Annotated in this window: 9 protein-coding genes; 6 read left to right on the top strand and 3 right to left on the bottom strand. The window is 72.2% G+C overall.

What is annotated here, in order from left to right:
- Positions 1-699: 699 nt before the first annotated feature.
- From GA0070611_RS12025 to GA0070611_RS12015, 3 genes are all read left to right on the top strand, one after another.
- Positions 700-3,537 carry a helix-turn-helix transcriptional regulator gene (locus tag GA0070611_RS12025; RefSeq protein WP_091662680.1) on the top strand — a complete coding sequence of 946 codons (2,838 nt, stop codon included), beginning with the start codon at positions 700-702 and terminating at the stop codon, positions 3,535-3,537.
- 148 nt (positions 3,538-3,685) lie between these two features.
- Complete coding sequence (locus tag GA0070611_RS12020; protein ID WP_091662677.1) at positions 3,686-4,495, top strand: ABC transporter ATP-binding protein; 810 nt, start codon at positions 3,686-3,688, stop codon at positions 4,493-4,495.
- Positions 4,495-7,059, top strand: a complete 2,565-nt coding sequence (locus GA0070611_RS12015; RefSeq protein WP_091662674.1) for an ABC transporter permease — start codon at positions 4,495-4,497, stop codon at positions 7,057-7,059. The genes GA0070611_RS12020 and GA0070611_RS12015 overlap by 1 nt, the downstream gene beginning before the upstream one ends.
- Positions 7,060-7,125: 66 nt before the next feature.
- On the opposite strand, the gene GA0070611_RS12010 is transcribed toward GA0070611_RS12015, so the two are convergent.
- The 3 genes from GA0070611_RS12010 to GA0070611_RS12000 are packed head-to-tail and all read right to left on the bottom strand — an operon-like array spanning position 7,126 to position 10,600.
- Positions 7,126-7,788, bottom strand: a complete 663-nt coding sequence (locus GA0070611_RS12010; RefSeq protein WP_091662671.1) for a response regulator — start codon at positions 7,786-7,788, stop codon at positions 7,126-7,128.
- Entirely contained in the window at positions 7,773-9,086 is a 1,314-nt protein-coding gene (locus GA0070611_RS12005; protein WP_091662668.1) for a sensor histidine kinase, read from the bottom strand. Before GA0070611_RS12005 ends, GA0070611_RS12010 begins: the two co-directional genes overlap by 16 nt.
- Positions 9,083-10,600, bottom strand: coding sequence for a serine/threonine-protein kinase (locus tag GA0070611_RS12000; protein WP_091662664.1), 1,518 nt, complete (start codon positions 10,598-10,600; stop codon positions 9,083-9,085). The genes GA0070611_RS12005 and GA0070611_RS12000 overlap by 4 nt, the downstream gene beginning before the upstream one ends.
- 246 nt (positions 10,601-10,846) lie before the next feature.
- On the opposite strand from GA0070611_RS12000, the gene GA0070611_RS11995 reads away from it, so the two are divergent.
- The 3 genes from GA0070611_RS11995 to GA0070611_RS11985 are packed head-to-tail and all read left to right on the top strand — an operon-like array spanning position 10,847 to position 14,383.
- Positions 10,847-12,718, top strand: a complete 1,872-nt coding sequence (locus GA0070611_RS11995) for a 2-oxoacid:acceptor oxidoreductase subunit alpha (RefSeq protein ID WP_091662660.1) — start codon at positions 10,847-10,849, stop codon at positions 12,716-12,718.
- The gene (locus tag GA0070611_RS11990; protein ID WP_091662657.1) at positions 12,711-13,748 is read left to right on the top strand and encodes a 2-oxoacid:ferredoxin oxidoreductase subunit beta; all 1,038 of its coding nucleotides are present in this window, start codon (positions 12,711-12,713) and stop codon (positions 13,746-13,748) included. Before GA0070611_RS11995 ends, GA0070611_RS11990 begins: the two co-directional genes overlap by 8 nt.
- On the top strand, positions 13,745-14,383 hold the full coding sequence (locus GA0070611_RS11985; RefSeq protein ID WP_091662654.1) for a 4'-phosphopantetheinyl transferase family protein: 639 nt from the start codon (positions 13,745-13,747) through the stop codon (positions 14,381-14,383). Before GA0070611_RS11990 ends, GA0070611_RS11985 begins: the two co-directional genes overlap by 4 nt.
- The last annotated feature ends 6 nt before the right edge of the window (positions 14,384-14,389 follow it).

Genomic DNA, 14,389 nt, shown 5'->3' with positions numbered 1-14,389 from the left:
CACCGCAGATTTCAGTCGCCGGTCAACTCGCGGTCACTTATTCCGGGGGTCGCTCCTATTTGTGATACGCGCAGGTCGAACGGAGGCGCATACCACACACATAGCTTATGAATCGTGTTCGTAATAGGTCCGTCGCACCGGCGAAACTCAATTTTTGCTCAAGAGGCAATTGCCCGATTCGGTGCTTCTAGTGTGGTCGGCGGCAAACGATGGGGTCGTCGTGGTCCGGCAGGGCCGTGGTGACTTGGGGGGAATGTGGCGAGTAGGGGGCCTCTGTCGGGCTCGTTTGCCGGATTCGATCAGTTCGATCACCGAAGCCGGGTTCCGCTGTCCGCGCAGGTGAAACGGGGGAAATTGTTGCTGGATCAAGTAATCACTACCCGATGGTAATTTCTCGGCCGGCGGCGGCAATCCGACAAAACGGCGTCCGTACTGGGAGTGAAGTTGACGGTCTATCGATGCCACCCCTACCCTCTTGTACGGGTGTATAGCTAGACTGGCGGCACCGTCGAGAAGTGATGGACTCAGTTCACAAATTGGCAACCATCGCTGGATGCTGAATTGCCGACCGATGCAGGCGGCGTTTTCGCAGCTCTCGACGGGGCCGGATGACATCGAGGCGGGGCGGATTCCGCGGGGCGTGTCCCGGGAGTCGGCAGCCTCCCTGATCGATGACATCGCCGACCATGGGGGAGACGGGTGGGATTCGTGGAGAGAAGCCGCGAGCTGGACATCTTGCGGGAGCTCTACTCCGACACCGCGGGTGGCAGGGGACGGGTCGTGCTGGTCAGCGGCCCCGGCGCCACCGGCAAGACGGAGCTGTTGAGGAGCTTCGCCGACCACGCCGCCGAGGCGGGCGCGCTGGTGCTCAGCGCCGCCTGCTCCCGGGCGGAACGCATGCTGCCGGCCGCGGTGATGGGGCAGCTGTTCACCAGCGTGCCGCTGCCGTTGGAGGTGATGCGCCGGATCAGCGCCTTCATCGACCTCGGGGTGACCACCACCGAGGGCCGGGCCGACATCCGGGCCGTGCACGGGATGTGCGTCGAGCTGCTCGACATCGCCCGGGACCGGCCGTTGGTGCTGCTCGTCGACGACGTCGAGTTCGCCGACGAGACCACCCTGCAGACCCTGCTCCACCTCCAGCGCCGGCTCACCTCGGCGCAGATCCTGGTGGTGCTCACCGAGTCGCCGCAGCCGCAGCACTTCAACCCGGAGTTTCGCGCCGAACTCACCCGGCAGGCCTGCTTCTGCAACATCCAGCTCACCCCGCTGTCCGAGGCGGCCGTCGCCGAGATCCTCCGCGGCTGGACCGACGAGGCCACCGCGGAGGCGCTCGCCCCGGCCTACCACCGGGCCAGCGGCGGCAACCCGTTGCTGGTCCACGCGCTGCACCAGGACCAGAGCGTCGACGGGGTGACCACCCCCGACGAGGTGGTGGTGGGGGAGCGGTTCCGCCAGGCGGTGCTGGCCTGCCTGCGCCGCTGGGACCCGGCCATCCTGGAGCTGGCCCACGGCCTGGCGCTGCTCGACGACTTCGCCACCCCGGCCCTGCTCGGCGAACTGCTGGACACCAAGCCGGTCCGGGTCGAGTGGATGCTGCACGCGCTCGCCACCTCCGGGCTGCTCGCCGGGGGCCGGTTCCGGCACCCGGCGGCCCGCGCCGCCGTGCTGCACGCCCTGGACCCCGAGGCCCAGTCCACGATGCACGCCCGGGCGGCGGAGCTGCTGCACGCCGAGGGCGCGCCGGCGCCGGCGATCGGCGCGCACCTCATCGCCGCCGGCGGCCTGCCCCACCCGTGGGCGATCACCGTCCTGCAGGAGTCGGCCACCCACGCGCTCGCCGAGAACCGGGTCGACGACGCGGTCGAGGCGCTCAAGCTGGCGCTGGACACGTGCGACGACGAGACCCGCCGGATCACGCTCACCGCGATGCTGGCCGACTGCCAGTGGCGGGTCAACCCGGCCGCGGTGAGCCGCCACCTGCCGTTGCTGCGCGCGGCGCTGCGCGACGGCCGCCTCGCCGAGCGGCACGCCGCCGCCCTGCTGCGCTACCAGCTCTGGCACGGCCACCACGAGCAGGCCCGGGAGACCCTGCGCCGGCTGCGCGAGGGGCAGCACCAGCTCGACCCGGCCGCCGCCGCCGACCTGGAAGCCGCCGCCGAGTGGCTGCGGCTCTACTTCCCGGTCGCCTTCGCCGAGCCCGACGACGGTCCGGCGGCGGGTCCCGCGCCGGCCGCCGTGACGCCCCGCGCCGACAGTGGGGTCGGGCTGGCCGCGCCGTCGCTGACCGCGGTGCTCACCGACGGGGTGACCGACGACGTCATCGCCCGCGCCGAACAGGTGCTGGGCAGCTACCTGCTGGTCGACGGGCGGCTGGAGTCCGCGCTCTGCGCGCTGCAGACCCTGGTCTTCGCCGACCGGATGGACCGCGCGGTGCACTGGTGCGACACGCTCGCCGCCGAGGCCGGCATACGCGGCGCGACCACCTGGCACGCGATCCTCTCCGACGTGCAGTCGCACATCGCGCTGCGTCAGGGCAACCTGCCGCTGGCCGAGCGCTTGGCCGGCGAGGCGCTCGAGGCGATGCCCCCGCACAACTGGGGAGTGGCGATCGGCTCGCCGCTGTCGCACCTGCTGCTGGCCAAGGTCGGGATGGACAAGCTCGACGAGGCCGAGGCGCAGCTCAAGCACGTCATGCCGGACGCCGTCCGGGACACCTGGTTCTGGCCGCAGTACCTGCGCGCCCGTGGCTACCTGCACCTGGCCGGTGGGCGGGTGCACGCCGCCTTCGCCGACTTCGAGACGTGCGGCCAGCTGGCCACCCAGTGGGACCTGGACCTGCCCACCCTGCTGCCGTGGCGCGGCGACCTGGCCCAGGTCTACCTGCGCTCCGGCCGCCCCGAGATGGCCCGGGGCATGGTCACCGAGCAGCTGGCCCGGCCGGGTGCCGGCAACGCCCGGACCCGGGGCATCTCGCTGCTGCTGCTCGGCTCCGCGCTCGACGTCAAGCAACGGGTCAACACGCTGCGCCAGGCCGCCAACCTGCTCCAGGAGTCCGGCGACCGCTACCAGCTCCTGCTGGCGCTCGCCGCGCTCAGCAGCGCCCACCACGGTCGGGGCGAGTTCAACACCTCGCGGGTGGTGGCCCGCAGCGCCATGCAGTTGGCCAAGGACATCCAGGCGCAGGCGCTGTGCCGGCGGCTGCTGCCGGGCGGGGACGCCCTCGGCGGCGAGGAGGGCGAGAACCCGCAGGGGCACGAGGAGATGTCCCGGCTCAGCGACGCCGAGCAGCGGGTCGCCACCCTCGCCGCGCTCGGGCACACCAACCGTGAGATCGGCAAGAAGCTCTACATCACGGTGAGCACCGTCGAGCAGCACCTGACCCGGGTCTACCGCAAGCTCAACGTCCGGCGGCGTACCGAGCTGTCGCTCGGGCTGCCGATGGACTCCACCGGCACCGGGCTGCTGGCCGTCGCCCCGTCCGGCGCGGAACGGCCCTGGCAGCAGTGGGAGCCGGCGACGGCGCAGGCGAGCTGAGCGGTCCGGGTCGGTCCGGGGTCCGGACAGGGGTGGGTCTAGGCCCACGTCATCGGGTCGCTGGATGCATGGTGCGGCACCCTGCCCGATCCATACCGTGACTACGTGACCACCGCCGTGTGGCGACGTACTTCCCGGGGAGCATGAGGTGGACAGGAATCAGGACAGGCGGACGCCGCTCGGCGGCGCCGGTGACGCGGTGCGGCTGGACGACGTGCGCAAGACGTACGGGCGGGGCGAGAACCGCGTGGAGGCGCTGCGTGGCGTCACGATGAGCTTCCCGCGGGGCAGCTTCACCGCGGTGATGGGGCCGTCCGGCTCCGGCAAGAGCACCTTCCTGCACTGCGCGGCGGGGCTCGACGTGCCCTCGTCCGGCTCGGTGGTGCTGGACGGCAAGGAACTCAGCGGCATGGACGAGAACCAGTTGACCCGGCTGCGCCGCGAGCGGGTGGGCTTCATCTTCCAGGCGTTCAACCTGATGCCGGCGCTGAACGTCGAGCAGAACGTGGGGCTGCCGTTCCGGCTGGCCGGCCGCCGGCCGGACCGGTCCTCGGTGCTGGAGGTGCTCGGCCGGGTGGGCCTGGCCGAGCGGCGCAAGCACCTGCCCAGCGAGCTCTCCGGCGGTCAGCAGCAGCGGGTGGCGATCGCCCGGGCGCTGATCATGCGACCGGCGGTGATCTTCGCGGACGAGCCGACCGGGGCGCTGGACACCCAGACCACCGTCGAGGTGCTGCAACTGCTGCGCGAGACCGTCGCCACCGGCGGCCAGACCATCATCATGGTCACCCACGACCCGGTCGCCGCGGCCGCCGCGCACCGGGTGCTCTTCCTCGCCGACGGCCAGTTCATCGGCGAGCTGGAGGCCCCGACCGCCGACGTGGTCGCGGAGCGGATGACCCACCTGACCGCCTGGCAGCAGAGCCGGGCGACCCAGTCCGCGGGTCGGGGTGGCTTCTGATGTTCTACCTCGCGTGGCGCACCCTGCGGTACCGCAAGCTCGCGTTCATCGCGACCTTCCTGGCGGTCTTCCTCGGCGTGGCCCTGATCGTGGCGTGCGGCGGGTTGATGGAGACCGGCATCCGGATGGCGGTGCCGGCGCAGCGGCTGGCCGCCGCCGACGTCGTGGTGAGCGGCAAGCAGACCTACGGCGTGCCGAACAAGGACCCGAAGGACACCAAGAACATCAAGTCCGTGCCGCTGGCGGAGCGGTACTGGATCGATCCCGCGCTGGTCGACCGGATCCAGGGCGTGCCCGGCGTCGAGCGGGCCGTGGCCGAGTCGTCCTTCACCGCCACCGTCGTGCGTGGCGGCGCCCCGGTGATGATCGGGTCGCAGTCGCTCGGGCACGGCTGGGGGTCGGCACAGCTCGGGCCGTACCGGCTGGACGGGCAGCCGCCGGCCCAGCCCGGGCAGGTCGTGCTCGACCGGGCGGTGGCCCGCGCGGCCGGCGTCAAGGTCGGTGACCGGGTCGACGTGGTGGTCGGCGGCGCGTCCTCCTCGTTCCAGGTGACCGGCATCGCCGCGCCGCCGGGCGAGCTGGACCAGGCCGCGCTCTTCTTCTCCGACCCGGACGTGCAGCGGCTCGACCCGCACGCCGGCAGCGCCGACGCGATCGGCGTGACGGCGAAGCCCGGCACCGACCTGGACGCGCTGCGCGACCGCATCGAGCGGACCCTCGCCGACCGCAAGCTGGTCGTGCTCACCGGTGACGATCGCGGCGTGGCCGAGTTCCCCGAGGCGGTCGGTGGGCAGGCGCAGCTGATCCCGCTCTCCGGCGTCTTCGCCGGCATGACGATCTTCGTGGCGATCTTCGTGGTCGCCAGCACGCTGGGCCTGTCGGTGCAGCAGCGGCAGAAGGAGATCGCCCTGCTGCGTTCCATCGGCGCCACCCCCCGGCAGATCCGCTCGATGGTCCGGCGGGAGGCGCTGGTCGTCGCGGTCGGCGCCGCGATCCTGGGGTGCGCGCCCGGGGTGTTCCTCGGGCCGCTGCTCTACCACCTCGTCTCCGAGGCCGGGGTGGTCTCCCCGGTGGTGCGGTTCCACCAGGGCTTCATCCCCTACCTGGCGGCCCCGGCGATCGGGATCTTCGCCGCGCTGGTCGCCGCGTACGTCGCCGGCCGCCGGCCGTCCAAGACCAGGCCGACCGCCGGCATCGCCGAGGCGGCGCTGCAACGCAAGTGGGTCAGCTGGCCCCGGGTGCTCTTCTCGATCCTGTTCTTCGGCGCCGGGTTCGCGCTGATCCTGGTGACCGCGATCGTGATGCGCGGCGCGGTGGCCTCGGCGACCGCCGGCCCGGCGGTGATGTGCTGGGCCATCTCCATCGCGCTGATCAGCCCCGGCCTGACCCGGCTGCTGGCCGCCGTGCTCAGCCTGCCGGTGCGGGCGTTCTTCGGGCTGGCCGGCTACCTCGGCACGGTCAACGTGCGGGTCCGCGCGGTCCGGGTGGCCTCCGCGGTCACCCCGATCATGCTCGCGGTGGCGATGGCGGTGGCCAACTTCTACCTCCAGACCACGCAGAACGAGGCCGCCGAGCGCTACTACTCGGACAACCTGCGCGCCGACGTGGTGCTCACCTCCACTACCGGCGGGTTCCCGGCGCAGACCGTGGAGGCGATCCGCGCCACGCCCGGTGTCGGCGCGGCGTCCGCGTACGTCACCAGCGCCGGCTGGATCAACAAGCCGTACGACGGGTCGCACGTCGAGTCGCCGTGGCCGTTGCAGGGCGTCACCGGGGCGAGCGCCGCCGGCATCACCGGCGTGCGGACGCTGGCCGGCAGCCTCGCCGACCTCCAGGGCGACACGGTGGCGCTGCCGGAGATCGCCGGCAAGAACCTGAACGTGGGCGTCGGCGACCGGATCACCCTGCGTCTCGGTGACCGGTCCGCGGCGGACCTGCGGGTGGTCGCGCTCTATCCGGCGAAGGAGGGCTTCGAGACCATCCTGCTGCCGGCGGAGCTGCTCGCCGCGCACAGCACCACCGGCCTCGCCCGGCAGATCCTGGTCACCGCCGCGCCCGGCACGAACCGCGACGCGCTGGCGGAGACCCTGCGGCAGAAGGTCGCCGGCCAGCCGGGCACCCTGCTCGGCGGCCGCGACGAGATCACCACGTTCGCCGAGCGGACCAAGACCCAGGCCTGGGTCAACTACCTGCTCGTCGCCCTGGTCGCCGGCTACACCATGATCTCGGTGGCGAACACGCTGATCGTGGCGACCGCCGGCCGCCGGCGGGAGCTGGGCATGCAACGGCTCATCGGGGCCACCCGCAAGCAGGCCCTGCAGATGCTCACCGTCGAGGCCGGCATGGTGACGATCATCGGGGTGGTGCTCGGGACCATCGCCTCCGTCGCCACCCTGATGCCGTTCAGCATCGTGACACTGGGCCGGCCCGTACCGTCCGGACCGTTCTGGATCTACCTGGCGGTGGTGGCCGGGGCCGCGGTGCTCGCGTTCGCCGCGACCCTGCTGCCGGGCCGCCGGGTGATGCTCACCCGGCCGGCGGAGGCCGCCGTCGCCGTCGAGTGACCAGGCACCGGCACGGCGCGCCCCCGGTCGACCGACCGGGGGCGCGCCCGTGCCGGCGGGACCGGATCAGATCGCGTCGGCGCGGGTGCCGTTGAGGTACGCCAGCACGGCCAGCACCCGGCGGTTGCTGTCGTCCGCCGGCGCCAGGTCGAGCTTGGTGAAGATGCTGGTCGTGTACTTGGCGACCGCGCCCTGGCTGACGATCAGCCGCTGCGCGATGGCGGTGTTGGAACACCCCTCGGCCATCAGCTTCAGCACCTCCCGCTCGCGCGGGGTCAACGTGGACAGCGGCTCCCGCCGGGACTGCCCGGCCAGCAGCTGGGAGATCACCTGCGGGTCCATCGCGGTGCCACCGTCGGCCACCCGGCGGATCGCGTCGACGAACTGGTCGCTGTTGAGCACCCGGTCCTTGAGCAGGTAGCCGATGCCGCCGCTGGCGTCGGCGAGCAGCTCCTTGGCGTACAACTGCTCGACGTGCTGGGAGAGGACCAGGATGGGTAGTCCGGGGTGCCGGCGGCGGGCCTCCAGGGCGGCCTGCAACCCCTCGTCGGTGAAGGTCGGGGGCAGCCGGACGTCGACCACCGCCACCTCGGGCCGCAGCGTCACCAGCGCGTCGAGCAGGGCCGGTCCGTTGTCGACCGCCGCCACGATCTCGAAGTCGTACGACTCGAGGAGCTGCACCATGCCCTGTCGCAGAAGGAACAGGTCCTCGGCTAGTACAACGCGCACGGCAGCTCCAGGATCACGATGGTCGGTCCACCCATCGGACTGCTGAGGACGAGCGTCCCGTCGAAACTAGCACAACGCCGCTCGATGCCCCGCAGACCCGTGCCGTTGGCCGCGTCCGCCCCGCCCTGACCGTTGTCGATCACCGTCGCCCGCAGCACGCCGTCCTCGTGGCGCAGGTCCACGCCGGCCCGGTCGGCGTCGGCGTGCTTGGCCACGTTGGTCAGCAATTCCGAGATGGCGAAGTAGACCGCCGACTCGGCCGGCGCGGCGAGCCGCCCCGGCACGTCGACGGTCACGTCGACCTCCAGCGGGCTTTCCAGCGCGACGGCCCGGATCGCGTCCTCCAGGCCCCGTTCGGCCAGCACCGGCGGGTGGATGCCGCGGATCAGGCAGCGCAACTCCTCCAGCGCGGCGGCGGTGGCGTTGCGGGCGTCCACCAGCAGCGTCTCCGCCACGTCCGGGTTGGTCCGCAGCTGCCGGGTCGCCGCGCCGAGCTTCATGCCGATCGCCACCAGCCGGGCCTGCGCGCCGTCGTGCAGGTCCCGCTCGATCCGGCGCAGCTCGGTGGCCTGGATGTTGATGACGTCCGAGCGGGTCTCGGAGAGGTGCCGCATCCGCGAGGCGATCCGGGACCGCTCGCTGGGCCCGAGCAGCGCCGCGGCGAAGTGCGCGTGGCCGGCGACCACCCCCGGCGCGGACGCCGCCCAGATGGCGAAGGCCACCACCGCGACCAGCGCGCCGAGCGCGGCGTGCGGCCAGGTGTCCATGGGGGTGAGGCCGTACCAGAAGTTGACCCCGGACTCGCGCATCAGCATCCAGAAGCCGGCGGAGAGGAGCAGCCCCTCCAGCGAGTAGACCAGCAGGGTCACCGGCAGCAGCCCGAGCGCGAAGCCCACCACCACGTTGAGCAGCAGGAAGAGCAGGTCCCGCCAGGTGGCCGGGTCGGTGAGGATGGACCGGCAGCGCTGCACCCAGCCGACCATCCCCGGCTCCGCCGGCAGCGGCGGCAGGTAGGGCGTCGGGATCTGCACACCCGACGCCTCGGCCAGCGCGCGGCACACCCCGGTCAGCCGCCGCACCAGCGTGGTCACCAGCGGCACCAGCAGCACGCCCACCCCCAGCAGGAGGAACGCGGTGGCCAGCGTGGTGGCGATGAACAGCACCAGGCTGAGCGCGGCGGTGGCGAGCAGCGCGACGCCCCGCCCGGTGGCCCGCAGGGCGCGGGTCAGGGTCCGCGCCAGCAGGTGGGTGGCGACGGTGACGTTGAGGTCCTCCAGGTCCTCGGCCTTCCCGGTCATGGCAGCTCGATCGTGGTGCCGGCGCTGAGCGGGCTGTCGTGGACGACGAGTTGGCGGAAGTCGGTGCCGACCGGCGTGTCGTAGACCAGCGACCCGCTGACCGTCGCGCCCGGCTTGATGCCTCTGGTCAACCGCTGGGTGTCCGGATGGTAGAGCAGGGCGCGGGCGTCCGGGGTGTAGCCGCGCCCGTTCGTGTCGACCAGCTGCTGGCTCGGCACCCAGACGATGGCCGTCTTCGCCCCCTTGTTGGTCACGTCGACGTCGACCATGCAGTAGACGCCCTCCGCCTTGTGGGTGAGGGGCCACATGCCGATCTCCCGCGTCCCGCACCGCACGTCGCGCACCGTGAACGCCAGCGAACCGTCCTGACCGCTCGGCCGGGCGGGCGCCGGGCGCGGGCTCGGGCTCGGGGAGGAACTCGGCGACGGGCTGGCCGGGGCGCTGCTCGGGGCCGGCCGGTGCGGGGCGGCGTTCACCGGGGCGCCGTCGTCGGTGCGGCGCAGCGCCACGACCGCCAGCGCGGACACCGCGACGAGCGTGACGACCCAGGCCAGCACGGTCGGCCAGGACCGCCGGGGGCGGGGCCGGGGCGGGGCGTCGACCAGGGTGGCCGGCTGGCCGCCGTCGTACCAGCGGGTGGCCTCGCGGGCCACGGTCGTCGTGGTCACCGGCCCCATGGCCGAGCGGATGCTGGCCGTGTCGGCGCTGCCGACCAGGACCAGCATGGCCTCACGGGCGGTGGGCCGCCGTCGCGGGTCGGCGTGCAGGGCCCGCGCCACCACCGCCGCCAGGCCGGCGGGCAGGGCCCGCAGGTCGGGTACGCCGGCCGCGCCGGACCGGGGATCCACCGGCAGCCGGCCGGTCGCCGCCCAGGCCACCAGGATGCCCCAGGCCCAGACGTCCGCCGGTTGCGCGGGGGGACGGCCCGCCAGCCGCTCGGGGGCCAGCCAGCCCGGTGTCCCGTACGACGGCCCGGCGGTCAGGTCGAGGGTGTGGATCAGGCTGGCCAGCCCGAAGTCGATGACCTTCGGGCCGAACGGCGACAGCAGCACGTTGCGCGGCGTCAGGTCACCGTGGGCCAGCCCGGCCGAGTGGATCGCGGTCAGCCCGGCCGCCACCCCGACGGCCAGGGCCTCGGCCTGCGGCCCGGAGAGCGAGCCGTGCCGGGCGACGTGGTCGTGCAGGGAGAGGCCGTCGACGTACTCGGTGACGAGGTAGGGCACCGGGCCGTCCGGGTCGGCGTCGAGCACCCGGGCGGTGCAGAAGTCCGCGACCCGGCTGGCGGCCGCGACCTCGCGGGCGAAGAGCCGACGGAACTCGGGCCGGGCGCGCAGCTCGTGGTGGACCACCTTGACGGCGACCGGGCCGCCGCCGGGGGCCCGGGCCAGGAAGACCACGCCCATGCCGCCGGAGCCGAGCCGCCGCCGCAGCAGGTAGGGACCGACCTGCTGCGGATCACCCGGGCGGAGCGGTGCTCCGGGTTCGACCACTGCCCCGCTGGTCGGCTCGCCCATGTATACAAGTGTCCCATGCCGGGGCGAGGCCCGGACCGCTCCCGGACTCCGAAAGCCCCACTGCTGGCGGAGGCCCTGGTAGGGGCTGGTTAAGGGTTGGCGCGCCCGGGGCCGGAAATTAGCGTGTGGTCGCACGCGCTGTCGTCGGCGGCCCGGCGCCCCTTCCGGCGTACCGGCCGCCCCGGTCCCGACGCTGCGATCACGCCACCGGGACGCCGTGCCCGACGGGGAGGGACGTGAGCGCAGATGACCTCAGCGGTGACCGGTGCCGGGGCCAAGCAGGTCCGCCGACTGGACCGGGTGGTGATTCGGTTCGCCGGTGACTCGGGTGATGGTATGCAGCTCACGGGTGACCGGTTCACGTCGGAGACGGCCCAGTTGGGTAATGACATTTCGACGTTGCCGAATTTCCCGGCGGAGATTCGGGCGCCTGCCGGCACCCTGCCGGGGGTGTCGTCGTTCCAGGTGCATTTCGCGGACTACGACATCCTGACGCCGGGTGATGCGCCGAACGTGTTGGTGGCGATGAATCCGGCGGCGTTGAAGGCGAATCTGGCGGATCTGCCGCGGGGTGCGGACATCATCGTGAACACCGATGAGTTCACCCGCCGTAACCTCGCGAAGGTCGGCTACGCGACCAGTCCGCTCGACGACGATTCGCTGGCCGGGTATGTGGTGCACCCGGTGGCGTTGACGTCGATGACGGTCGGCGCGCTGGCCGAGCACGAGGTGTCGAAGAAGGACGCCGAGCGGGCCAAGAACATGTTCGCGCTGGGTCTGCTGAGCTGGATGTACTCCCGCCCGTACGAGTCGACCCTGCGGTTCCTGGAGCGCAAGTTCGCCGCCCGTCCCGAGTTGGTGGCGGCGAACGTGGCGGCGTTCCGGGCGGGGTGGAACTTCGGGGAGACCACCGAGGACTTCTCGGTCCGGTATGAGGTGAAGCCGGCGAAGATGCTGCCGGGCACCTACCGCAACATCACCGGTAACGCCGCCCTGTCCCTGGGCCTCGTGGCCGCCGGGGTGCGTTCCGGGTTGCCGGTGTTCCTCGGCGCGTACCCGATCACTCCGGCGTCGGACATCCTGCACGAGCTGTCGAAGCACAAGAAGCTCGGTGTGGTGACGATGCAGGCCGAGGACGAGATCGCCGCGGTCGGCGCGGCGCTGGGTGCCTCCTACGGCGGCGCGCTCGGTGTCACCACCACCAGCGGCCCGGGTGTGGCGCTCAAGAGCGAAACGATCTCCCTGGCCGTCGCCCTCGAACTGCCGTTGGTGATCGTGGACGTGCAGCGCGCCGGCCCGTCGACGGGGATGCCGACCAAGACCGAGCAGGCCGACCTCAACATGGCGCTGCACGGCCGCCACGGGGAAGCTCCCGTGGCGGTGATCGCCCCACGCTCGCCGTCGGACTGTTTCCACGCCGCTCTGGAGGCGGCGCGGATCGCGTTGACGTATCGCACGCCGGTGATCCTGTTGTCGGACAACTACGTCGCCAACGGCTCCGAGCCGTGGCTGCTGCCCGACGTCGACTCGCTGCCCGACCTGCGGGTCGAGTTCGCCACGACCCCGAACGGTGAGGACGGCACGACGTTCCTGCCCTACCTGCGGGACCCGGAAACCCTGGCGCGGCCGTGGGCCATCCCCGGCACCCCAGGCCTGGAGCACCGCATCGGCGGTCTGGAGAAGGCCGACAAGACCGGCGACATCTCCTACGACCCGGCCAACCACGACTTCATGGTCCGGACCCGCGCCGCCCGCATCGCCACCATCCCCGTGCCCGGCATCGAGGTCGAGGACCCCGACGGCGACGCCCGCGTGCTGGTCCTCGGCTGGGGTTCCACCTACGGGCCGATCGGCGCGGCCTGCCGCGGCCTGCGCCAGCGCGGCCTGAAGATCGCCCAGGCGCACCTGCGCCACCTCGCGCCGATGCCCGCGAACCTCGGTGACGTGCTCGCCTCCTATGAGCGGGTCGTCATCCCGGAGATGAACCTCGGCCAGCTCGCCCATGTCATCCGGGCGACCTACCTGGTCGACGCGATCGGCTACAACCAGGTCCGCGGCCTGCCCTTCACCGCCGCGGAACTGGAGACGATGCTGGAAGAGGTCCTGAAGAATGTCTGAGCCCGTCGCCCTCAAGCTCACCGCCAAGGACTTCAAGTCCGACCAGGAAGTCCGCTGGTGCCCCGGCTGCGGCGACTACGCCATCCTCGCCGCCGTCCAGGGCTTCATGCCCGAACTCGGCATCAAGCGTGAGAACACCGTCTTCGTCTCCGGCATCGGCTGCTCCTCGCGCTTCCCGTACTACATGAACACCTACGGGATGCACTCCATCCACGGCCGCGCCCCCGCCATCGCCACCGGCCTGTCCGTCACCCGACCCGACCTGTCGGTCTGGGTCGTCACCGGCGACGGCGACGCCCTCTCCATCGGCGGCAACCACCTCATCCACGCCCTACGCCGCAACGTCAACCTCACCATCCTGCTGTTCAACAACCGGATCTACGGCCTGACCAAGGGCCAGTACTCACCCACCTCCGAGGTCGGAAAGATCACCAAGTCGACCCCCGTCGGCTCCGCGGACGCCCCCTTCAACCCGCTGTCGCTGGCCCTGGGCGCGGAAGCCACCTTCGTGGCCCGCACCATCGACTCCGACCGCAAGCACCTCCAGTCGGTGCTCCGGGCGGCCGCCCAACACCAGGGCTCCGCGTTCGTCGAGATCTACCAGAACTGCAACATCTTCAACGACGGCGCCTTCGACCAGCTCAAGGAGCCGGCCACCCGCGACGACCACCTCATCCGCCTGGAACACGGCCAGCCCATCACCTTCGGCAAAGACGGCCAACACTGCGTCGTGCACCCACCCGGCGGCTTCGGACTGGAAGTCCGGGAAACGGCGACCACCCCGACGCAGGACATCGTCGTGCACGACGCCACCGTCACCGACCCCGCCTACGCCTTCGCACTCTCCCGGCTGCCCGGCCTCGACCTGCGCAACACCCCCATCGGCGTGCTGCGGGCCGTCACCCGACCCGCGTACGACGCCGTCGTCCGGGCGCAGGTCGCCGGGGCGAGCAGCCAGGACAGCCCCGAACGGCAGCTCGCCGCGCTGCTCGCGGGCGGCGACAGCTGGACCATCGGGACTTCCGCATGATCGGACAGCTCCTGCCCCCGGCGGTCGCGGCCGTCGAGGCGTACGACGACAGCGACGTCGAGCCGCTGCACCCGCAGGAGGCCGCCCTGGTCGCCCGGGCCGTCGACAAGCGCTGGCGCGAGTTCACCACCGCCCGCACCTGCGCCCGGCGCGCGCTGCGCGCCCTCGGCCTGCCGACCGGCCCGATCCTCACCGGGGAGCGCGGCGCGCCGCTGTGGCCCGGCGGCGTGACCGGCAGCCTCACCCACTGCGCCGGCTACCGCGCCGCGGTGGTCGCCCGCCAGGAGGACGTCCGCTCGCTCGGCATCGACGCCGAGCCCGACGCCCCGCTGCCCGACGGCGTCCTCGACGCGGTCGCCCTGCCCGAGGAGCAGGCCATGGTGCGCCGGCTGACCGGCCGGCACCCGGGGCCACCCTGGGACCGCCTGCTGTTCAGCGCCAAGGAGTCCGTCTACAAGGCGTGGTACCCGCTGACCGGGATCTTCCTCGGCTTCGACGAGGCACGCGTCGTCTTCCACCCGGCCGACGGCTCGTTCACCGCCCGCGTCCTGGTACCCGGCCGGGGGCGGGACTTCGACGGCCGCTACCGCACCGGATCGGGGCTCGTCGTGACCGCCGTCGCCGTCAAGAACTGAGAGGAC

This window comes from Micromonospora auratinigra, from assembly GCF_900089595.1.
Lineage (GTDB): Bacteria > Actinomycetota > Actinomycetes > Mycobacteriales > Micromonosporaceae > Micromonospora > Micromonospora auratinigra.
Note: the sequence above shows the minus strand (reverse complement) of the source record. Positions and strands in the feature narration are given on the sequence as shown.